The organism is Caballeronia zhejiangensis (assembly GCF_000698575.1).
Lineage (GTDB): Bacteria > Pseudomonadota > Gammaproteobacteria > Burkholderiales > Burkholderiaceae > Caballeronia > Caballeronia zhejiangensis.
In genome coordinates this window covers 1-19,962 of the sequence record NZ_JFHD01000064.1, presented here as the reverse complement: position 1 = coordinate 19,962, position 19,962 = coordinate 1, and the positions used below count along the sequence as shown (strand labels likewise).

The following is a 19,962-nucleotide window of genomic DNA, read 5'->3' as shown; positions in this document are numbered from 1 at the left end:
GGGTTCCAATGCGCGAGTATCCGCAGGACGAAGCGGTGGACTTTGCGATCGTCGGCACGGGCGCGGGCGGTGGCACGCTTGCCTGCCGTCTCGCGGAGAAAGGCTTCAAGGTCGTCGCGTTCGATGCCGGCGCGTGGTGGCGTCCGCTTGAAGAGTTCGCGTCCGATGAGACCCATCAGGGCAAGCTCTTCTGGACAGACGAGCGCATTTGCGACGGCGAGAATCCGCTCAAGCTCGGCAACAACAACAGCGGCAAATCCGTCGGCGGCAGCACAGTGCACTTCGCGATGGTCTCGCTGCGCTTTCGGCCGGAATGGTTCAAGTCGCGCACACTGCTCGGCTACGGCGCCGACTGGCCGATCGACTGGCGCGAAATGTGGCGTTATTACGCCGAAGTCGAAGAGGCGCTGAAGATCGCCGGACCAGTGAACTATCCGTGGGGTCCAAAGCGGCCGCGCTATCCGTATCGCGCCCATGAGCTGAACGCCGCGGCGCTCGTGTTGGCGCGCGGCTGTGAAGCGCTTGGCATCGACTGGGCGCCGACGCCGCTCGCCACGGTCTCCGCGCCGCGCGGCGAAGCGCATCCGTGCGTTTATCGCGGCTTTTGCGTCTCGGGTTGCGCGACGAACGCGAAACAAAGCGCGCTCGTCACGTGGATACCGCGCGCCGTGCGCGCGGGCGCTGAAGTCCGCGATCTCGCGATGGTCGGCCGCATCGTCATGGGTGACGACGGGCGCGCCACTGGGGTCGAATACTTTCGCGAAGGACGCTGGCAGTTTCAGCGCGCACGCAACGTCGTAGTCGCCGGATATGCAATCGAAACGCCGAGGCTCTTACTCAACTCCGCAACGGACCGTTTTCCCGATGGCCTCGCCAATCGTTCAGGCCTCGTCGGCAAGAATCTGATGGTTCAGACCAATCAGGCCGCGTGGGGCACGATGGACGAAGAAGTGCGCTGGTACAAAGGGCCGCCGTCGCTCGCGCTGACTGAGCACTGGAACTACGAGGACAAAGGCAAGGACTTCTTCGGCGGGTATTGCTATATGAGCCAAGGACCGCTGCCGGTGGCATGGGCATCGACGCAGAACGGTAGAGGTCTGTGGGGCCAGTCCTTGCTCGATGAGATGCAGAAGTACAACCATCAGGCGGGGCTGAAGATCGTCGGGGAAACCATGCCACAGGAGCGCAATCGGGTGACGCTCGCCAACGAAAAGGATCAGTACGGCCTGCCCATCGCGCGCGTGACCTATTCGCTGTGCGACAACGACAAGCGACTCGTCGCGCATTCGCTCGACTTCATGAGCCTCGCGCTCGAAGCGGCGGGTGCGCGCGACGTCTGGCGCGAAATCGACGACACGTGCCATCTCAACGGCACGGCGCGCATGGGCGACGACCCTTCGACGAGCGTCGTCAATGGCGATTGTCGCAGTTGGGACATCGACAACTTGTGGATCTGCGACGGCTCCGTCTTTCCGACCGTCGGCGGCGTGAATCCGTCGCTGACCATACAGGCGATCGCGCTGCGCACCGCCGACCGTATCGAGGCGCTCGCCGCGCGTGGAGATCTCTGATGAGCGAGACACGAAGAATTGCTGTCATCACCGGCGCCGGTGCGGGCGTCGGGCGTGCAGCTGCCGATGAGTTCGCCCGCCACGGCTATGACGTCGCACTGTTGTCGCGCGATGGTGAGCGGCTCGCGCGAGCCGCTGCGCAGATCAAGGGGGCCTTCGGCGTGCGCGCGCTCGCCATGTCGACCGATGTCGCCGATGCGCGCGCCGTCGAGGCAGCGGCATCGCACGTAGAAGACACCCTCGGCCCAATCGATGTCTGGGTCAACGTCGCGATGGCGACCGCCTTCGCGCCCGTCTCCGCGCTCACGGCCGAGGAAATCGAGCGCGGTACGCGCGTCACGTATCTCGGTCAGGTCCACGGCATGATGGCGGCGCTCTCGCGCATGCGAACGCGCAATCGAGGGACGATTGTGAATGTTGGCTCGGCGCTTGCGTACCGCTCGGTACCGCTGCAATCTGTGTATTGCGGCGCGAAGTTCGCCATTCGCGGCTTTACGGATTCGCTGCGCTCGGAAATCATCCACGACAAGCTCAAGGTTCACCTTACGGTGGTCGAGCTTCCGGCGATCAACACGCCGCAGTTCGACTGGGCGATGAACAAGACTGGCAAGCGCGCGCGGCCGGTCGCGCCGATCTTTCAGCCGGAAGTCGCGGCGCGCGCGATCTTTTTCGCGGCGACACACCGACGGCGCGAAGTATGGCTCGGGTTCTCGACGGTGAAGGCTATTCTTGCGAACCGCATCGCGCCCGCGCTAATCGACCGATACCTGGCACGCGCGGGATACGATGGTCAGCTCACCGACGAGCCGCTCGAATACAACGCAGCAGGCAATCTGTTCGAAGCTGTGCCGGGCGACTTTGGGGCACACGGGCGGTTCGATGACGCAGCCCGGCAGCATAGCTGGGAGATGTTCACCGATCGCCATCGCTCGTTTTTCTGGGGACTCGCGAGCCTTGGCGCGGTGGGCCTGCTGCGCTTCGTCGCTAAAAAACGGAGCTGAGCCGAATGAGCCGCCCCATTGACGATTACGCGCTCCTAGGCGACGGCGAAACAACTGCGCTGCTCAGCCGCAACGGCTCTATCGACTGGCTATGCTGGCCGCGCTTCGACGACGACGCGTGCTTCGCCGCACTTCTCGGCACCTCGGACAACGGCTGTTGGACGCTCAGCCCGGTCATGCGCATCGAGCGCAACGCGCGTCGCTACCAGCACGACACGCTGATCATGGAAACCGACTTCGAGGTCGGCGAAGGCGCGGTGCGCGTGACCGACTTTATGCCCGTCAGCGACGGTCCGAGTTCGGTCGTGCGCATCGTGACTGGCTTGCGCGGTGTCGTCGAGATGCGCTCGGATTTGCGGCTGCGCTTCAACTACGGCGAACTCGAGCCGCTCATCGAACGTGTCGACGGCGCGATGCAGGCCCGTATAGGAACCGACCGTGTCCTGCTTCGTGCGAATGTCGAGATGACGGTCTGCGACGGAGCGATGCTCGCGACCTTCACCGTCGCAGCGGGCGAATCCATGACGTTCGCGTTGAGCTATGGTCACGCGCACGAACCGCTTCCCGAAGCGTTCGACGTCGACATCGCCCTGCGTTCGACGCAACGCTTCTGGCGAGACTGGATTAGCACGTTCGACGACAACCGCACGGCTTGGCCGGTGCAGACCCGTCGTTCGCTTTTGACTCTGAAGGCGCTCATCCATCGTCGCACCGGCGCGATCGTCGCTGCTCCGACAACATCGTTACCGGAAGCGCCGGGAGGAACGCTCAATTGGGACTACCGTTACGCGTGGCTGCGAGACACCAGTTTCGCGATGGTTGCGCTGCTCAACGCCGGTTACTACGAAGAAGCCGGCGCGTGGCGCGACTGGCTACTGCGCGCGATCGCGTGCGCGCCGGAGCGCAGCCGGATCATGTACCGCGTGGACGGCGGGCGTCATTTGCGCGAATGGAACGTCGATTGGCTGCCAGGTCATCGGTATGCGAAGCCCGTACGCATCGGCAATGCAGCGGCGCATCAGCATCAGCTCGACGTGTTGGGAGAAGTCATCGATTGCCTCGATGTGGCGAGACGCGGCGGGCTCGAATCGGCGGACCAGGAACAGGTAATCGAGACGCGCATCGTCGAACATCTCGAGAGAATCTGGCACTTGCCCGGCGCAGGCATCTGGGAGTCGCGCGGTGAACCCCGTCACTACACCTATTCGCGCGTGATGGGCTGGGTCGCGCTCGATCGTTTCGTGAAGCATCGCGCAGCGGAAAGCGCCCTTTCGCCACTCGCGAAGAGGATGGCTTCACTGCGCGAACACATTCGCGAAGAAGTGCTTCGCGAAGGCTGGAACGAAGGGCTCGGCAGCTTCACGCAGTACTACGGCAGCGAAACGTTGGATGCGAGCCTCTTGTTGTTGCCGCTCGTCGGCTTTCTGTGCGCTGACGATCCGCGCATGGCTTCGACGATTGAGCGCATCCGCCGCGACCTCTGCGAGGACGGTTTGATTCGACGCCTCGAGCGGCAAGCCGGGAACGCTAACGAAGGCACTTTTCTCGCGTGTTCATGCTGGATGGCCGATTGCCTGAACCTTCAAGGGCGCACAAAAGAGGCGCGGCAGCAGTTCGAACGCGTGCTAGCCACGGCAAACGATGTCGGGCTGCTGTCCGAACAGTACAACGCGCAGCGCCACGAACTGGCCGGAAATTTCCCGCAGGCGCTTAGCCATCTTGCAGTCGTCAATACGGCGCTCGGCTTATGCGGGCCGACGTTGCAACGAGGCGGCGGGTAGCCACATCGTTAAAGTCCCGGTCACGGAGACAGCAGGCGATTTCGCCGTTAGACAATGCAACATGTCGATTGCACTCTGCAGCCTTGCTTTGCTGAGCACTGCGCCCTCGCGCGCGCTTGGTTAGTGCTTGACACCGCGCAGGATTTTTGCGCCGCTTCTTGACGACCGCAAATCGCTGCGCGCTCCCTTTGCAAGTCTCTCGTAATGCTTCCGGAAATCAGCGAGTTCCTTCTGATCCAGTTGTTCAAGATCGAGCAGCGCGTTGTGCGCAGTGTCAATTGCTCGGATGATCTCATCGAGCTTGATCTGCATGGCCGCCGTGTCTCGGTTTTGAGTGTTCTGAATCGAAAATACCATGAGGAACGTAACGATCGTCGTCGACGTATTGATCACCAGTTGCCAAGTATCGCTGAAGTGAAACAGCGGGCCCGATGCTGCCCAAACAACAACGAGGCTTGCAGCAGTGATGAACGTTTAGGAGCGCCCCGCCAGTCGAGCGAGTGCATTCGAGAAGCTAATGAACCCGGAAGTCTTCATCTCTCGTCTCCACCGACCTATATAGCAGGCCCCGTGCGTTGGCGCTCGACGTTTCGCGCCGTGAAGTGTCAGTCGCTGCCAAATGCAACCGTGCTCAGCAAAGCCAGCTCTGATTGCCGCGAATCCAGGCGAGTGTGCTGAATGACCACAGGTACATCCGATTCGAAGTAGCTCGCGTACTCAGTTCCAGTTGGGATCTTCTCGGGTTCGCAGAGATCATTGAAGCGCATATGCAACGTCCGCTGGGCTGGCACGGTAATGCGGTATGGCCCAGCGGGTGCGCGATCCTTGAAGAAGACTGTAACTTCAATCTGTGCGTCTTCGTCGCCCGCATTGAGGATGCACGCCGCCTCATGGCTCTGCAGGTCAGGTCCAGCACCATTGCTATCAGGCGGCAGATAGCCTTCAGCGATCGCCCATCTATTTTTTCCTATCGCGCTCATGCATCCTCCTCATCCATCGCCGAGATATGCTCGGATCTGGTGTACGTGGAGTTGAGGCGGGCGATTGAAGGCGGTGGAGGTTTTAGCTGAGAATCTGATTGTCGAAGTCGGAAACCAGCAAACAACAAACCATCCACCATGAGCAAGTTTACGGAAAAAGCGGATATCGGTCTATCAGAAAGCGGTCTGGGCCTGGATGAATTGATCCGTCACGGAGCCCGTCAGGTGATTCAACAGGCGATCGAAGCGGAGCTGCAGGCGCTGCTGGAGCGGTTCGAAAACGTCAAGACGTTGCACGGGCGACGGGCGGTGGTGCGCAATGGCTATTTGCCGGAGCGCGAGATATTGACGGCGGCCGGCCCGATTGCGGTGAAGGTTCCCAAGGTTCGCGATCGTTCAGGGTCAGGCGTGAAGTTCAATTCATCGATCGTGCCACCGTATGTGCGCAAGTCGCCGCGTGTGAGTGCCGCGTTGCCGTGGCTCTACCTGAAAGGCATCTCAACGGGCGACATGAGCGAGGCGTTGAGCGTGCTGCTGGGCGAGGATGCGAAGGGTTTGTCGGCAAATGTGGTGAGTCGCCTGAAGACCCAGTGGGCCGACGAGCATGCGAACTGGAGCCGGCGTGACCTGTCGAAGTCGCGCTATGTGTACTGGTGGGTCGACGGTATTCACACTGGGCTGCGAAGCGAAGATTCAGACGGGCAATGCCTATTAGTGATCATCGGCGTGAAGCCGGATGGGCGCAAGGAGCGTGTGGCGATCGGCGATGGGTATCGCGAGTCGAAGGCGTCGTGGCAGGAGTTGCTGCTCGATCTGAAATCGCGTGGCCTGCAGGCCGGTCCGTTGCTCGCAGTCGGCGACGGGGCAATGGGTTTCTGGGCCGCGCTGGAGGAAGTGTTTCCCGCGACGCGAGGCCAGCGCTGTTGGTTTCACAAGATGGGCAACGTCCTGAACGCGCTGCCGAAGTCGCAGCAAGGCAAAGCTAAAGCAGATCTGCAAGCGATATGGATGGCCGCGACGCGCTCCGACGCGCATGCCGCCTTCGATCGGTTCGTGACGATCTATGCGGCAAAGTATCCGAAGGCTGCTGAGACGTTGAAGAGGGATCGCGAAAGCCTGCTTGCTTTCTATGACTTCCCGGCCGACCACTGGCAGCATTTGCGAACGACAAACGCGATCGAGTCGACGTTCGCGACCGTGCGCCACCGTACTACGCGCACACGCAACTGCGTGTCGCGACCAACCTTCCTGGGTCTGGCATTCAAGCTGATCGAGGAAGCCGAGAAAACATGGCGGCGCATCAACGGCCCCGAACAGATCACGCTGTTGCTCGAAGGCATTGCCTTCAAGGACGGCGAACCGGTGCAAGACGATCAACCCGGTCAGCAGAAACTCGCCGCTTGACGTCGCTGTTCATCAACCGCTCATACACCAGAATTGACCGTATCTCTCCATCGCCCGGTCACCAACGATGATTGAGCAATAACCGCCCCCTTCGCCACTTGCATACATCACATTGTGACATATATTCTAGAAGAGGACGAGGTTGGAGGAGCCATGTTGATTAACAACGACTTCGAGATTGGATATGTCATCACCGTCTTTTCGCTCCTGGGAATCATCTTCGTTGGAGCGCTGTTCGCGAGGCTGCATCTCGAGCGCTGGCATCCGCGGGTAGTGGGCGCGGTGCTGGGCGCGCTGATCGGCTTTGCGCTGATCGAAGCGGTGCCAGTCATTTCCTAGCGGTGATCCTTGTGGTGACGCTTTGCACCGGCGGCGCCGAGAATCTGGTCTGCTCGGTCCGCACGAGACGCCACTCGCTTTCTACGCGCTCCAGATAATGTCCGCGTCTTTGCGCCTGGCTTCCCGCAACATATCGAGGAATGGCAGCGCCCGCGATTGGAGACCCATCCCGGTCCGCTCGGCAGTACGTGACAGGGGACGATAAATCGCACCGTGCTCGTAAGCGATACCTTCGTCTTCCTTCAAAACAGTCTCCAGGCGATCGATCGCGTTGTCAAACTCGCTACGCAGGATGACGCCTCGGGACCCGATGCGCTTACCGATAACGCCTAGAAGATAGCCGGCGAGGTCGCGCAACATGACGACATCGGGCGTTGCCTTCGAATGGAATTCAACCAGCATTGTCATACTCCTTGGCACGAACGCTTGATTCGGACAAACGGCGCAGGTTTCTTACCGCGTCTACGGCGCCTGTGGTCCCGTTGTCATGAGCACGCTGCAGGAGAGATGATCCAACAACCGGCCCTCGTCTTGCCCGGTCCACCAACGGTAGAAACGACCGCTCCGGTGATGCCCGACAACGATCAGATCGATATCTAGCGCTTTTGCGCAAGAGGAAATTTCCATGATTGGATTCCCGACCGCCAGATGGCCTTGCGCGATGACGCCGAGATCCGCCAAGTTGTCCACGCCTTCCTGCAGCAACGCCTTCGCGGTCTGTTGCTCATGCGCAAACGACACTGCAGGAATGACGGGCAGGCCCTGCATCCACTCCGTGTCGTCGATAACCGCCAGCAGATGTGTTTCAACGTGAAGGTCGTGGGCGAGTTGAGCGCCGAGACGAAGCGCGCGGCGCCCTTCGGCCGTGCCGTCATAACACAACAGGATTCGGTGGTAGCTGGTCACGGTTCCTCCGCGTCTTCAGCGCAGATACATCACATTATGATACATTTTGCGGAAATAGCCAGCGGACGTGCGAACCCTTTCTAACTCCGGCGTATGACGTACGTCAGCGCATTTGGGAACCAGCAGATGGCCCGGCGGCCGTCGTGAACTGTCCGAAGCGGGAGAGGCGGCCATCGCAACTAGCTCATTGCCCCCGACGCATTGGGAAACAAAAAGCCGCACGTTTTGCTGACTTCAAAGAATGGGGCGCACATCACTTCTCATGCACCGCCCGCTCGTTGCAAGTCCTTTCCTCTCGCTGGACGGACAGGACATCCCGCGATCCGGCTTTCGCCGTCTCGGGTCGGCAGACTGCCGCATCCGCTGACAATCATGTAGCGCCGCCCTGGCCCAGGCGCTGATCCGGGGTAACGTCCAGCAATCGCATGGTCTGCTCGGCGATGTCGACGAACGGCGGGCCCGCGACGGCGCCGCCAAAATGCGAGCCGCGAAGCGGCCGGTCGATGGACACGGCGATCACAACGCGTGGAGCCTTCGCGGGCACGATCCCGACGAACGAGGCCCGATATTGGCTGTGGTCGTATCCTTTCGGGGTCCACTTATAGGCCGTCCCGGTCTTCCCTGCGACGCTGTATCTCGGGACAGCGGCCTGCGGCGCCGTCCCGTCCTTTCTGACCACGCTTTGCATCATCTCGAGCATTTCACGAGCCACCTGCTTTAAGAACACCCGTCGGCCGACAGACTTGCCGAGGTGCTTGTCGCGCATATAGATGGTAGCTGGCACGATGCGGCCGTCGTTGGCGAAGCTGGTGTAAGCCTGCGCGAGTTGCAGCAACGACGCGGAGAGCCCGTAGCCGTACGACATCGTCGCCTGCACGATGCGTCGCCAGCTCCGATGTGGCCGCACGTGGCCCGCGGCCGCGCCCGGGAGTCCGGAGCGTGGCCTTCTTCCGAGACCGAGCGCCTGAAAATCGGCGTACATGTCGTGCGCCGATAGCAGTAGCGCAATTTTCGTCGTCCCGACGTTGCTCGATTTCTGCACCACGCCTGTCGTAGTCAACGTGCCAAAGTTCTTGTCGTCGTGGATCGTTCGGCCATCGAGGCGCAGACGCCCCCCGTCGGTCGGCACGATAGTGTCCGGTGTAATGCGATGCTCCTCAAGTGCCAGTGCAATCGTGAGCGGCTTCATGACAGATCCGGGCTTGAATACATCGGATACGGCGCGATTGCGCATCGCCATCCCGCTGCGAGCCGCGCGTTCGTCGGGATTGTAGCTAGGCCAGTTGGCCATCGCCAGAATCTCGCCCGTATGCGCATCCATCACGATGGCTGACCCCGAACGCGCGTCGGTGTGCTCAACAGCGACCTTCAGGGCTTTGAACGCGGCATACTGGATCGGGCGGCTTATGGAAGGTCTAAGATCCGCTCTGTTGCGTGGCGGCCTGGATGCAAGCATATCGATGATCTCTCCGCGCGCGTTGCGCAAGACGCGGCGCTGTCCGTCCTCACCACGCAACGCCTTTTCTGCGACGCGCTCCATGCCCTCCTGTCCTTTTCCGCCCCTGCCCGTGAAGCCCGTGACCTGAGCTGCGCCTCTCCCTCTGTGTAGAAGCGCCTGAATTCGACTTGCGCGAAGAGGCCGGGTACGCCGAGACGCAGCACGCGTTCGGCTACTTCGACCGGGACTTCGCGCTTGAGATACGCGAATCCCCTCTTTGCCGCATATATGCGCGTAACAACGGTGGAGTCAAGATCGAGCAGGCGCGCAAGCACCTTGGCTTGCTGAGACGAGATGCGCGAGTCGTCGTCCGACGCATCGATGCAAAGCGAACGGACAGAGACACTCGCCGCGAGTGGAGTTGCGTTGCGATCTAATATGCGGCCCCGCGACGCGGGAAGTGGCAGATCGCGCACTTGCCGTATCTCGCCATGCTTACGATAAAAGCCGTCGTACTCCTTGGCCCCAGAACGCTCGAACCGTCAGCGCGACGAATGCTACTGCGAAGGCAGCCCCGACCAGGCGCGAGCGCCACTGTTGACTTTGACGTGCGTTCACTTCGGAGCGCGAAAAGCTGGTGTATTTGCCGGTTCGTCTCATGACCACGATTATGCAGGAAGGGTTCGACTCGTTGCAGTTGCGCCGGACGCGGATGCGGGTGCGGGCCGTGTCCAGGCGTCCTCCCCGTGTATCACCCGGCGTGCGCATGCGCTGTTCCAGTCATCCGGTAGTGCCTTGTCCTCTCTTCTCGGTGTTGATTTCATGCTTGCGTGTTCGAATTGCGCGGGGCAGCAGTCCGCCGTTCTTTTCGCAGACATTGGCCATTTCAAGAACTACAACGACCGCTTCGGCACGCAGCGGGCGACAGAACATTGAGTCAGATTGCTCAACGCATACAGTCCGCCATTCGCTGTCCCGGGGGCCTCGCTGCGCCCTAAGCGCGGAAGAATTCGTCGTAGCCCTTCCAGACACAGAACCGCAGGCTTTCCAGAGTCGCCGTGTCGATTTACGCCGGCGTCGAACACATCGGGATTGCGAGCGCCGCACGCGGTCACCGCCGATGGGGCAAAAAGAAAGGCCGAAATCAGGTGGTGAAGAGCTCAAGGATCACCGTGACCGAACTTAAGAACCTATCCGGCTTTGGCGAGGACCGCACCAAGCCGCGGTTCGTCTCGGCTAATCAAAAGCGGCGCGGTGGCAAGCTCCGTATCATGCAGCGCTTACTTCATTGTCGGCGTGGCTTCTTTCCGCTTTCTTGGGTTCCGACTTGCATACCTCTCAGTCCCCTGGTTAGGACTGCGTTATGCTGAGCACAGCTTCGTTATGGCAAAAAGACGCGCCCTCGTCTGTGGCGTCTTCAAATGAATCCGCTCCGAAAGGCTATCATGATCGAAACAGTGCGCCGGCTGATTTTTGCAGCCGATGCACAAGGCACCTTATTGCATCAACACGAGGGGGCGCGGCGTTACTTTGGCCGGTGGGTGCATGACGAGCCCGTTCATTGGCAACGACTGATCGCTTCGGTCGATCTGCCAGCAGTCGAGTGCGCTCTTTCCGCGCTCAACGCGGCGCGACCGGAGCACCACGTCTACGCGAGGCTGCTCCGGCGGGACGGCGAATTAAGATGGCACCGGTTGCAGTTGCACTTCTCCGAGGACGGCGACTCTGGCTCGCCCGCTTGTTGTAATCGCAATTGATGTCGACGAATGCAAGCGTGCCTGCGAACTGCATGCAGAGAACAAGGTTCGGCTGTTGTGCGCCTTCCAAGCCGCCGATCTAGGCGCCTGGCAATGGGACTTCGAGGCCGGCGACGCTCGCATAACGCCCTTTCTAACCCAGCTTTATGGCATCGGCGGTAACGTAACAAGTGTGCCGCTTAGCCTGCTGCTGAAAAAGGTTCGCGCTCACGAACGGCAGCAGTTCATTGACGCCGTTAATGCTGCGCGCGACCGCGGCGGCCCATTCGAGATTGAATTTCCCATCTTGCCAGGACAGGGGACGGTTCGATGGTTGCGGATGCGCGGGCACGCGACGAGGCGAACGCCGACTGAAGGTTCGCGCGCGTTCGGCGTCACGTTTGACGTGTCCGAGTTACGCGGAGCGGCTGCGCGTCTTCGGCAAAGCGAACGTCGTTACCGCGAGCTGGCTCGCTCGTCGGGGCCTCTAGCGTGGTCTGCGAACCGCGACGGGGAAATGCAGCCCATCGACGGAGAATGGGAGGAATTCACGGGCCTGCCGTCTGAGCGGCTCATCGGTCATGAGTGGATGGATTTGGTACACCCCGAAGACCGGCAAAGGCTGAACACTAAATGGTCAGAGGCGCTGCGTGAGCTGGGCGTACGCGAAGCGAACTTTCGCCTGCGCAGGGCGGACGGCGCCTACCGGATGATGCTGGCAAGGGCCGTACCGATGCGAGACGAGAGAGGCGAGTTCTATGAATGGTTCGGGACAACCATCGACGTGACGGACCAGCGACACGCCCAGGCGATAAGTGAAGCACGTAATCTCCGGCTTGCCGTCGCGATGAAAGCGGCGAGCATCGTCATTGTCACCCTAGACCTCGGCAGCTTCGTTTTCTCTATCGAGCGTGCCGGCGCGCCTTTGCATATGACCTCCACATTGGCGGTGGAGCTAGGCTACGACGACGCAATGTCGCGCGTTCATGCGCAGGACCGTCCAATACTTGAGCGCGGCATCCGCCGGCTACGCAGACATCATGAAGAAGCCGTCCATTTCGAAGTGCGCATTCGCCTCGACGACGAAGAACACTGGATGAGCGGAAGCGCAGCCCTCCAACGCGGGAACGACGGCAGCGCGGATGTCATCGTTGCGAGTCTTTCGGACGTAAGTGAACGAAAACGCATGGAAATCGCCCTGCTTGACGCCGCCAAGCGAAAAGACGAATTCCTGGCGATGCTGGCGCATGAACTCAGGAATCCGCTCGCACCGCTCAGGACCGTGGTGAGTCTGCTTCGTCGCGGTACATCTGTAAGCGACGCGGACTCCCTCCATGCCACTATGGAACGCCAAATTACCCACCTGACCCGACTCGTCGAGTCGTTTTGAAACGGGAGCCACTCTTGATCGGCGGCGTTGTCTACGGCGCGGCTGAGTCAGTTGCCCCACAAGTCGAAGAGAACAAGCAGCGGTTGACGATCGATGTTCCCAGAGACACCGTCTGGGTTTGCGGCGATACGACGCGTATGACGCAGATCTTGGTGAACGTCTTGCACAATTCGTGCAAGTACACGCCGGCTGAGGGTGAAATTCGCATGCGCGTATCGGCAGACTCCGCTCACCTCACGATCGTCGTTGAGGACTCTGGCGCTGGCGTCGCGGCCGACCTGCTGCCGCGAATCTTTGATTTGTTCTCTCAAGGAGAGCGTACGCTCGACCGATCGAAGGGGGGTCTAGGCATCGGATTGTCTCTGGTGCGCAAGCTGGTTGAAATGCACGAGGGTTCAATACATATCAAAAGCGCCGGACCTGGCTGTGGGACCACCGTCAGGATTACGTTCCCGCGGTTGAACCGGCAAGACGAGGTTCCTGGCATCGCTGAGAAACGCGCACCGGTAAGCGCACCGCGAAACGCCCTCAAGATCTTGATCGTCGATGACAACCGTGACGCCGCCGACTCCCTTTCCCTGGTTTGTCAGTCAGAAGGACATGTGACACGGACTTGTTACGATCCCGAAGAGGCCATACAACAGGCCTTAACGTTTCAGCCTGACGTCGCGTTGCTCGACATCGGCCTGCCGCGGATGGACGGATACCAATTGGCAGGACGCCTGCGCGCTAAAGGGCGCAAGATACCGATTCTTGTTGCGATTACCGGCTATGGGCAGGCGGAAGACCGGCTAAAGGCACAAGCCGCCGGATTCGATCGCCATTTCGTCAAGCCAGTAGACATCAACGCACTGCTCGATCTACTGGTGGCCTGCGGCTGAACCGTGTCCGGCATTGGCCGTCCCAATTGTCTCCAACTTGCATCGCACGCCCCAGCGGAGGGGCGAGTAGCGGTATGCAAGCAAAGCAGCTAGATTGCCGCGGCCACGGGACGCGATTCGATCAGTTACCGTTGCGCGACATAGCCGGCGGGGCGGCTGCCCGCTGCGTCACAGGAAACTCTAAATCGCGAGCCATGACTGATAACCATGTGCCGGAGCTTGCTGATCAATGCGCGAATCTATTCGCTCGCGCACATGTGGCCGGTCGATGACTTCCTCGATGTAATCGGATTCAGCGACGGCGGCTACGTCGCGCGTTCCTAAGGCGTACGTTCCCCGAGAGAGACGGGAACGGAGCAGACGCCTTAGACCCTGCAATCGTCGTGCCAAAGTTGAGAGCAGTCAAACGGTCGACGGCGGCAGCAGGAGGCGTAAAGTCGCGCAACTCTGGGCGCGTGGTCTACACACAGACACTTAGTCGGCGCAGGAACGCCTAGTCATGCGCCGGCGCGAGCTTTTCAGACCACGACCCTCAGCGCCCGATGCGCGATACATCGTTGTTCGCAGTCCTTGCGTCTTCCTCAATGCAAGCTTCCAGGCTCCCGAACGGCATCCCGGTTTTCTAATGAAAACGCCGCTGGGCTGAAAGCGCTTGCCCTACGATACTTTAAAAAAAGAATGACCGCGAAGTTTCGCAACATAAAAGACATTGGAGGGCTTCCGTCGATTGAAATGCGATAAGCGCTCCAAATCCTTGCCGGGGCGCGCCATTCTCTGTGCGGCGTGTTACCGGGAGCGAGTGCGAATGCGCGCGCGGGATACGAGTGAATCTATCGTGGCCTTCGCCTCTGCGCGCCGATTGTCCAAAACTATGTGTTTCAACCGGACCGCGCTGTCTGGGTGTGACGCCCAATAGAGCGCCGCGAACCAACCCACAATTGTCCACCCCAGTAGCACGTTGAACAATGCGAGCGGAAGTACCGAACGTCGTTTGGTCCGATCCGCGAGAATCGCAGGCAGCAGGTAGATCCCAATGACCAAGACCGCCAGTAGCACGTCTCGAAGGAAAAGTATCATCATTTTTCAACCAACCCGGCGGTGGCCTTTGCGCCACCGAGCGCGGAAAGTCAACGAGGATGCGGACACCCGAGTTATTGCGGAGAGCGAGTGGACTTTGCATTCCGTCGAACACACTGCACAGAACTTAAAATCGGAGCGCCCGCTATCAAGCCAAGTTGTCCGCTCCGCGACCGTTCTCGACTGCCGCTAAGAGGGCGCAGTCAGGCCACCCCCAAGAACTAGGAGCCCACGTGGGCAGCGTAGGTGGTTCATCGCCCGCCGCAAACGGCCAAGAGCAGGTCAGACTGAGTGAGCATCCCGACCAACGCTGCGTCATTGCGTACGACAGGAATGTGATGATGTCCGTTTGTCATGAAGCGCGGAATCACCTCGGAGATCGGTGTATCGACATCGACTGTAATAACGTCTTTTTGCATGACCGCTCGAACCCTTTGCCCTTCGTCTTCTAACTCGCCGCCCTGCCCGTCTTCGTTGAGGGCAGAGGTAATGCGAAGGTCGCGCTTAGGGGGCGAAAAATCTTCCCGCGTAACAACACCGACAAGCCGCCCTTCGCGATCGATCACCGGAAGCAGTTTAAACCCAGTCTTATCGAGTAATGCGCGCGCGTGTTGAACGGTTGCATCTGCAGTGATGGTCGTTACGGGCACGTGCATGACCTGCGCGCACGTCATGTCCAAAAGCATCCGGAAGCGTGCTTGCTGTTTCACTTGATCAAAAAGCGAATCACTCCGGCGTCTCGGATCCGGCGACGCAAAGCCTTTTCTGCTGCGCGGATCCCGGAAACGAAGACGGGATGTGGCACCGGTGAGCATCGCTCGCCATCTGGCAAAAATGAAGGTCGACATATTTACCTCGTAAAGCGTTGGCGTGTAGGCCGTTAATCGCGGCAGCTGAATCTCACCTGTGAATCGCCGGAGATTTCCAGGGTGAGCATGTAGCACGTACCTCGTAGTGTCGACACCTGCAACGAACATCGCTGTTATTCCAACTCGGTTTTGATCGCCGGTGACGCCATGGTATGCACCGTCAGACGAATGTCGCGTCGACTATAACGATACGATTCGGAATCCCGTCGTCACTCCGACACGGTCGGGCTAATCACCGGCGACACGACACGGGGCCTTGATCCTCTCCCCTTTTATATCACGTCGTGATATATTTATGTTGCGTCACAAAGAACAGGAGGCGGCAATGTTGATTAATAGCGATTTCGAAATCGGCTATCTGATCGTCGTTTCTGCACTGCTCGGTATCGTCCTCTTCGGCGTCTCATCTTAGATGGATTTTTCGGGCTTGGACCAGCGCGATGCAAGCTTTCGACGTTGCGGACACCGGATTCGACATTGGTTGGGATTTTGCTCGATTTGGCCGTGCATTGGACCGCGCGTCCAGCGAACCGGGTTTACTGGCCGGATACCGGGCAGGTCGTGAGCATTTTCGAGTTCCGCAGCATCGCCCCGATCGATTCGTGTCCAAATGGTTGCAAATTCGGCTTAACGCATTTCGACGCCGCCGGATTTTCGACCACTATGTGACTTCTGCCTACTTACGCAGGATCGACTGCTCGGTGTGTCCGATCATACTGATCTCCATGACGCATGCCGCCTTGACCGAAACCGACTGGTCGGTCGATAGGATCAACAATAGTGGCGTTTCGGCCAGAGCGTTGTCGTACGAGTCGCCGACGGTTCCGACCGATGGCTCAACGCCAGCGTCGACCAACCGTTCGGTGTACCGAACGCTGAGATATTGCGACCCGTGATCGCTATGATGAATGAGCCCGGGCGGTGGCCGGCGATCGTGTAAGGCCTTGTGAAGCGGGTCCAGCAAGCACAAGAGAATTTGCTGGTAGGTCACGGCTCCTCCGCATCGCCAGCACATTTAGCTCACGTTGTGATATATTTTTCGGGCATGGCCAGTGGCCGCGCAAATACCTCCTGTCGCCGGTGCAAATTCGTCCGCCTCGGACGCGATCGCGGCTAACGCGAGAATGTCGAGGACCGCGCCATTTGCACGCTATGTCGATGGCGTTCGGATGAAACGACCTCACGACCGAATCCCGGTGCCACCTTTGCAGGCGAGCTCGAACCTGCGGCCTATGAAGGAGAAAGTGATGTTCTGGCAAAAGAAGCTAGCTCCGTTGGCCGACAACATGTGGAAGCAAACCAATGTTCTGGCTCGCATGACGCCGTGGAATGGTCAGGCGCTCGATCTGAATACATTCCCGCGGCCACTGGTCACGCTGGCTTGGAGGAAGCGTTGCAAAGGCGCAGCCGGACAATCGACAACGCGTCATACCTCGAAGTGCGCAACCTGCGCAGCTTCAGCGGCCGTCAGCATACCTGCAACGGCGCAACGACCGAGAACCGCACAGGCATGACCGCCATGAACGCGCGCTTCGATCTTATTACCGTTGATTGCTATGTCTGCGTGATCGACCGTGACGAAGCGGGCTGTCGATCAGTGAAGAATGACATTGAGCGGATCGTCGCCGAGGACGTCACGGCACTGCTCACACCTGAGCGACGCCTCGTGTATCGAGACAGCCAGGGTGACTGGGGCGAAGTTCTGCTGACCTATCGGGATGGTACGCCGCACTTCGGCGGCTTTTGCCCGCTGTCGCCTGAGTCGGATCTGCGCAAAGCGCTCGACATGCTAACGCCTGCGTTCGTCGGCGCTCCGTCCGACGATGACCTTCTCACGATGGGATACCGCCGACCGTTCAAGCTGCTAGACGATGGTCGAATCGCAGCGATCCTAACGCATCACGACAGCCAGCATGCGCTCGCCGCGGGTATCCACGCCTTTGGGCATGACGATGCGTACTATTTCGAGACCTATGAGTCCGCGGCGAGCGCCCTGAAACAATGGAACGGTGTCGGCGATCCGGAGGGCTGGTTCCTTCATCCGCGGTCGGGACGGCGGCCCGAGGACGACGACCCGGCCAACGAAATACTCTGAACCCTAACCCCGTTCGCGAAGTCGAAGCAGAACGAAGCGCAGTGCCACTTAGACCGCAACCGTTCATAAGCTCGCCGACAATCTCCGCGGCGACACCGACGAATCGTCGATCGGCTTGCCGGCCGCACCGGCGCTCGCGCACACCGTGGTCATAGATGCGGCGCTGGCGTTGCATCCGGACGTGAAGCGCTCCCGGTGCGCGCTGCTTACTCGGCGACCGCGGTCTCCGATATCGCGCTGATGAAGCCGCGCGCCGTTCAACTGAACATTCCCGACTCCCTAGCCATGACCAGCCCGACCGTCGACCCGTCGCGCGGCGCCGCGGTCGTGCCGCACTCGTGGCCTCGCGGGCGTGCTCGCCGTGCTGCGGGAACGCCGCCCCGCCGTCGAAGCGATGATCGCCGCCGCCGCGACCATCGCGGTCGTCTATCGGCGACGGCTTCTTGCTGGTCTGGCCGCTGGGCGCCGAACCCGTCGGCATTGAGGCGTCCAGCGCGGCTGCGTCGAGGGCGACGATCGAGCGGTATCCCTCGCTCGGGCTGAATCGAATTCCGCATCGCGGGCTGCTTGCCGCGAATACGGTCGGGCGCACAGCGTCGGCCTGGCACGCGGCGTTCGAGTGGTCGCGTACGATGTCACGCCTTCCATTGGTCACTCGAGGCCTTTGCCGTCACACTCGCCTCCACAGTTGAACCCCAGGGCTGCAAACATCAAAACCGGTGTTGCGCTTCAAGCTTGGAAACGACTCCGGATTTGTCAGAGCACCTTCCGGCAAACCCGCCGAGCCTCATTCGTTGGAGGCGTGCCACATCATTATGTTGCCAAGAATAGCCGAGTTGCGCCAACGCAAGGGGATTCGCCCTAGTAGCAAGGCGAAACGCGGCAGGTAAATATGGAGTGGTCCCTACATGGACTCGATTATGCGCGGCTTCTATCAAGAAACCCTCAGTCAATTGGCCGACCGCTGGACTGTTTTGATGACCGAGTTAAATCGATACAGCGCAGGCCCTTATCCACAATTACTTTGCATAGACGTGCTTCGATTCATCCGAGAGGTGGAACGGGTCCTAATTCCCGATCCGTTCGAACAGGACATTCTCATCACGGCCCGTAAGTTGGCTGAACACGCGGACGCCAAGATAGCGATGTTCAAAGTGCATGAGGTTTTGAGTGGCCGACTGCGGCGAACCGGCGAGTAGCGACAAAGAAACGCCCGCTGACAGGAGCGGGCGAATAGCAGATACGCGGGAATAGAACTACGCAACAACACACGTCACCCCGGACGTATTTCTAGCTTAGTCCTTGTCTTGCGGTTTGCAATCTAAAACCCCCCGCCAGAAAATATATTGCGCTTGTTAGATGGATGGCTGAACACGTGCTGCGCCCAGCCAAGGCATCAGTAGCGTGTTGCCACCTCGCCCTTTCGTGGGTGCCAAGATCCTCCAGTGGCTCACACTGCGACCTCCACCTAACGTTATCGAGTGCCGAGACTGACGGGAGGATTGTCATGCCGACGTTGCTGGAAAAAGAGCGACTTGTGTGATTGACGCCGCCGATCCATCGTTCGCGCATGGCCGAGACCTCAATCATGCCGCACACCGGCCGTCGATTCTCTAGCACCGCGACGAGCGTCCCGAATAGAGGCAGGCCCGTCACGAAGCTCTTCGTGCCATCGATCGGATCAATGACCCAAGTCGCCGGCGCAGGGCTCTAATCGACAGTAACGATGAAGCAGTCATCCAGCCGTTCAACATTGGTCGGACCGAATTGTGCGGCATGATCCGTCCTCAGCTTGAACGCCATCGACGTCCCCGCCGCTTCGACAGTTCGTTTCTTGCCACTGACGGGGTCATAGCCATTCATGCGCCACGCCTTCCGCGCGCCGATAGGCTTCCTCGAAGCATCCAGGTGCTTCCCGCGGGGTGACGGTCGTGCCACTCTTCAACGGTCCAGCCCGGCGCGGGCAGCGGCTCGTGATCGATCTGTGCCATACCGTACTGGAAGGCAAACCGCAGCGCCTCGATGGGGCAGGGAAAGTCGCCAAGGACACCGGTGGTCTGCCGTTGACCATCGGGCGAGAGGATGGCGAGCTCAAGGGAATACATTCCGTCGTCTTCGGCAAGCCCCGGCGCAAGGACGCATCCTTTATAACGCATTTCGGGCCATTGCATGATGCGAGTCCTGAGCGAACGGTACGGCAACTGCCACATGCTTAATACTAGGCGTCGCGCGCCCCGTTTGCCGGACTTGTAGTCCCTCGTCAGCGGCTAATCAACGCGAAGAACAAGCCTGGAGACACACGGCAGGTACTGGTGCTCCGGCTCACATAACGAAGCGCGCTGCGTTGCCGAACCGGGATATCGGCAAGACAGTTGCGCAGAACATTCGGCCGCCCGGCAAATCGTCGAGAGTGCCATGGTTATCCGCGTCGCCGTCCCGCCACCTTACTGCTCGGTTACGCGTGGAATTCGCGCTCGGGCAGTCATGGAATACC

At 60.0% G+C, this 19,962-nt stretch carries 19 protein-coding genes and 3 pseudogenes; 10 read left to right on the top strand and 12 right to left on the bottom strand.

All coding sequences use genetic code 11. The annotated features are described in order from the left end of the window. The 3 genes from BG60_RS34910 to BG60_RS34900 form a co-directional block, all read left to right on the top strand. Window positions 1-1,571 (top strand): GMC family oxidoreductase (locus BG60_RS34910; protein WP_034474435.1); only part of this gene is annotated, 1,571 nt, incomplete at its 5' end. Continuing rightward, the gene (locus BG60_RS34905) at window positions 1,571-2,572 is read left to right on the top strand and encodes an SDR family oxidoreductase (protein ID WP_008344847.1); all 1,002 of its coding nucleotides are present in this window, start codon (window positions 1,571-1,573) and stop codon (window positions 2,570-2,572) included. The genes BG60_RS34910 and BG60_RS34905, both read left to right, overlap by 1 nt. A gap of 5 nt (window positions 2,573-2,577) precedes the next feature. Then, window positions 2,578-4,353: a glycoside hydrolase family 15 protein gene (locus BG60_RS34900; protein WP_008344848.1), complete on the top strand. Its 1,776-nt coding sequence runs from the start codon at window positions 2,578-2,580 to the stop codon at window positions 4,351-4,353. 120 nt (window positions 4,354-4,473) lie between these two features. Here the strand turns inward: BG60_RS34900 and BG60_RS34895 are convergent. Next, window positions 4,474-4,890: pseudogene (locus tag BG60_RS34895) on the bottom strand (low affinity iron permease family protein). A 68-nt stretch (window positions 4,891-4,958) separates the two neighbouring features. Continuing rightward, complete coding sequence (locus BG60_RS34890; RefSeq protein ID WP_008344852.1) at window positions 4,959-5,333, bottom strand: sensory rhodopsin transducer; 375 nt, start codon at window positions 5,331-5,333, stop codon at window positions 4,959-4,961. Between the two features lie 138 nt (window positions 5,334-5,471). On the opposite strand from BG60_RS34890, the gene BG60_RS34885 reads away from it, so the two are divergent. Both BG60_RS34885 and BG60_RS34880 read left to right on the top strand, forming a co-directional pair. Continuing rightward, the gene (locus BG60_RS34885) at window positions 5,472-6,737 is read left to right on the top strand and encodes an IS256 family transposase (RefSeq protein WP_008344854.1); all 1,266 of its coding nucleotides are present in this window, start codon (window positions 5,472-5,474) and stop codon (window positions 6,735-6,737) included. A gap of 153 nt (window positions 6,738-6,890) precedes the next feature. Next, window positions 6,891-7,076, top strand: a complete 186-nt coding sequence (locus tag BG60_RS34880) for a hypothetical protein (RefSeq protein ID WP_008344856.1) — start codon at window positions 6,891-6,893, stop codon at window positions 7,074-7,076. Between the two features lie 81 nt (window positions 7,077-7,157). On the opposite strand, the gene BG60_RS34875 is transcribed toward BG60_RS34880, so the two are convergent. The 4 genes and pseudogenes from BG60_RS34875 to BG60_RS40255 form a co-directional block, all read right to left on the bottom strand. Further along, window positions 7,158-7,478 carry a DUF1840 domain-containing protein gene (locus tag BG60_RS34875; RefSeq protein WP_008344858.1) on the bottom strand — a complete coding sequence of 107 codons (321 nt, stop codon included), beginning with the start codon at window positions 7,476-7,478 and terminating at the stop codon, window positions 7,158-7,160. A 60-nt stretch (window positions 7,479-7,538) separates the two neighbouring features. Next, entirely contained in the window at window positions 7,539-7,982 is a 444-nt protein-coding gene (locus BG60_RS34870; protein ID WP_008344860.1) for a universal stress protein, read from the bottom strand. A 370-nt stretch (window positions 7,983-8,352) separates the two neighbouring features. Continuing rightward, complete coding sequence (locus BG60_RS34865) at window positions 8,353-9,522, bottom strand: peptidoglycan D,D-transpeptidase FtsI family protein (RefSeq protein WP_008344862.1); 1,170 nt, start codon at window positions 9,520-9,522, stop codon at window positions 8,353-8,355. A 65-nt stretch (window positions 9,523-9,587) separates the two neighbouring features. Then, window positions 9,588-9,896, bottom strand: a pseudogene (locus BG60_RS40255) (penicillin-binding protein 2); the annotation flags it as partial. 969 nt (window positions 9,897-10,865) lie between these two features. On the opposite strand from BG60_RS40255, the gene BG60_RS38000 reads away from it, so the two are divergent. The 3 genes from BG60_RS38000 (at window position 10,866) to BG60_RS37990 (ending at window position 13,427) form a co-directional block, all read left to right on the top strand. After that, on the top strand, window positions 10,866-11,177 hold the full coding sequence (locus BG60_RS38000) for a hypothetical protein (RefSeq protein WP_051996846.1): 312 nt from the start codon (window positions 10,866-10,868) through the stop codon (window positions 11,175-11,177). 319 nt (window positions 11,178-11,496) lie between these two features. Continuing rightward, window positions 11,497-12,546: a PAS domain-containing protein gene (locus tag BG60_RS37995; protein ID WP_235366150.1), complete on the top strand. Its 1,050-nt coding sequence runs from the start codon at window positions 11,497-11,499 to the stop codon at window positions 12,544-12,546. A 14-nt stretch (window positions 12,547-12,560) separates the two neighbouring features. Further along, the gene (locus BG60_RS37990) at window positions 12,561-13,427 is read left to right on the top strand and encodes a hybrid sensor histidine kinase/response regulator (RefSeq protein ID WP_051078927.1); all 867 of its coding nucleotides are present in this window, start codon (window positions 12,561-12,563) and stop codon (window positions 13,425-13,427) included. A gap of 786 nt (window positions 13,428-14,213) precedes the next feature. On the opposite strand, the gene BG60_RS34855 is transcribed toward BG60_RS37990, so the two are convergent. The 3 genes and pseudogenes from BG60_RS34855 to BG60_RS38545 form a co-directional block, all read right to left on the bottom strand. Next, entirely contained in the window at window positions 14,214-14,504 is a 291-nt protein-coding gene (locus BG60_RS34855) for a superinfection immunity protein (RefSeq protein ID WP_144403572.1), read from the bottom strand. Between the two features lie 251 nt (window positions 14,505-14,755). Then, window positions 14,756-15,352: a CBS domain-containing protein gene (locus BG60_RS34850; protein ID WP_235366149.1), complete on the bottom strand. Its 597-nt coding sequence runs from the start codon at window positions 15,350-15,352 to the stop codon at window positions 14,756-14,758. Between the two features lie 805 nt (window positions 15,353-16,157). Beyond that, a pseudogene (locus BG60_RS38545) lies at window positions 16,158-16,337 on the bottom strand (IS3 family transposase); the annotation flags it as partial. 429 nt (window positions 16,338-16,766) lie between these two features. Between BG60_RS38545 and BG60_RS34840 the strand changes: the two are divergent. Together BG60_RS34840 and BG60_RS34835 are read left to right on the top strand one after the other, a co-directional pair. Continuing rightward, on the top strand, window positions 16,767-17,468 hold the full coding sequence (locus BG60_RS34840; protein WP_008344872.1) for a hypothetical protein: 702 nt from the start codon (window positions 16,767-16,769) through the stop codon (window positions 17,466-17,468). Window positions 17,469-18,376: 908 nt separating this feature from the next. Further along, window positions 18,377-18,667, top strand: coding sequence for a hypothetical protein (locus BG60_RS34835; RefSeq protein WP_008344873.1), 291 nt, complete (start codon window positions 18,377-18,379; stop codon window positions 18,665-18,667). 91 nt (window positions 18,668-18,758) lie between these two features. Here the strand turns inward: BG60_RS34835 and BG60_RS39845 are convergent, their stop codons facing one another. From BG60_RS39845 to BG60_RS34830, 3 genes are read right to left on the bottom strand one after another with little or no spacing between them, the layout of a single operon-like run. Further along, the gene (locus BG60_RS39845) at window positions 18,759-19,124 is read right to left on the bottom strand and encodes a hypothetical protein (protein ID WP_235366148.1); all 366 of its coding nucleotides are present in this window, start codon (window positions 19,122-19,124) and stop codon (window positions 18,759-18,761) included. Window positions 19,125-19,178: 54 nt separating this feature from the next. Beyond that, complete coding sequence (locus BG60_RS38900; RefSeq protein WP_160172933.1) at window positions 19,179-19,331, bottom strand: hypothetical protein; 153 nt, start codon at window positions 19,329-19,331, stop codon at window positions 19,179-19,181. Beyond that, entirely contained in the window at window positions 19,328-19,639 is a 312-nt protein-coding gene (locus tag BG60_RS34830) for a hypothetical protein (RefSeq protein ID WP_008344874.1), read from the bottom strand. The genes BG60_RS38900 and BG60_RS34830 overlap by 4 nt, the downstream gene beginning before the upstream one ends. Between the last annotated feature and the right edge of the window lie 323 nt (window positions 19,640-19,962).

Coding starts and splice junctions, on each gene's coding strand:
- BG60_RS34905 (WP_008344847.1), top strand. CDS start 1,571: ATGAGCGAGACACGAAGAATTGCTGTCATCACCGGCGCCGGTGCGGGC.
- BG60_RS34900 (WP_008344848.1), top strand. CDS start 2,578: ATGAGCCGCCCCATTGACGATTACGCGCTCCTAGGCGACGGCGAAACA.
- BG60_RS34890 (WP_008344852.1), bottom strand. CDS start 5,333: ATGAGCGCGATAGGAAAAAATAGATGGGCGATCGCTGAAGGCTATCTG.
- BG60_RS34885 (WP_008344854.1), top strand. CDS start 5,472: ATGAGCAAGTTTACGGAAAAAGCGGATATCGGTCTATCAGAAAGCGGT.
- BG60_RS34880 (WP_008344856.1), top strand. CDS start 6,891: ATGTTGATTAACAACGACTTCGAGATTGGATATGTCATCACCGTCTTT.
- BG60_RS34875 (WP_008344858.1), bottom strand. CDS start 7,478: ATGCTGGTTGAATTCCATTCGAAGGCAACGCCCGATGTCGTCATGTTG.
- BG60_RS34865 (WP_008344862.1), bottom strand. CDS start 9,522: ATGGAGCGCGTCGCAGAAAAGGCGTTGCGTGGTGAGGACGGACAGCGC.
- BG60_RS38000 (WP_051996846.1), top strand. CDS start 10,866: ATGATCGAAACAGTGCGCCGGCTGATTTTTGCAGCCGATGCACAAGGC.
- BG60_RS37995 (WP_235366150.1), top strand. CDS start 11,497: ATGCGCGGGCACGCGACGAGGCGAACGCCGACTGAAGGTTCGCGCGCG.
- BG60_RS34855 (WP_144403572.1), bottom strand. CDS start 14,504: ATGATACTTTTCCTTCGAGACGTGCTACTGGCGGTCTTGGTCATTGGG.
- BG60_RS34850 (WP_235366149.1), bottom strand. CDS start 15,352: ATGTCGACCTTCATTTTTGCCAGATGGCGAGCGATGCTCACCGGTGCC.
- BG60_RS34835 (WP_008344873.1), top strand. CDS start 18,377: ATGGACTCGATTATGCGCGGCTTCTATCAAGAAACCCTCAGTCAATTG.
- BG60_RS38900 (WP_160172933.1), bottom strand. CDS start 19,331: ATGAATGGCTATGACCCCGTCAGTGGCAAGAAACGAACTGTCGAAGCG.
- BG60_RS34830 (WP_008344874.1), bottom strand. CDS start 19,639: ATGCAATGGCCCGAAATGCGTTATAAAGGATGCGTCCTTGCGCCGGGG.